This window comes from Winogradskyella rapida (assembly GCF_042675845.1).
Classification (GTDB): domain Bacteria; phylum Bacteroidota; class Bacteroidia; order Flavobacteriales; family Flavobacteriaceae; genus Winogradskyella; species Winogradskyella rapida.
In genome coordinates this window covers 1081990-1082208 of sequence record NZ_JBHTKM010000063.1, presented here as the reverse complement: position 1 = coordinate 1082208, position 219 = coordinate 1081990, and the positions used below count along the sequence as shown (strand labels likewise).

Annotated in this window: 1 protein-coding gene; it reads left to right on the top strand. The window is 37.9% G+C overall.

All coding sequences use genetic code 11. The annotated features are described in order from the left end of the window. On the top strand, positions 1–219 hold a 219-nt coding region (locus ACFQ13_RS12055; RefSeq protein WP_386117647.1), incomplete at both ends, for a hypothetical protein.

Genomic DNA, 219 nt, shown 5'->3' with positions numbered 1-219 from the left:
GAAGATGCTGAAGCTGGAATTTTAAATGGTCAGACCGGAATAACGTTAACTTATTACGAAACGCAAACAGATGCCGATAATGCAGTTAATGAAATTGTAAGTCCATATGTTAATACCAGCAATGCTCAAACTATTTTTGTAAGAGCAGAGAATGATGCTACGGGATGTTTTAATACAGTTACCGTTACCTTACGTGTAGATCCAGTGCCATCACCAGAA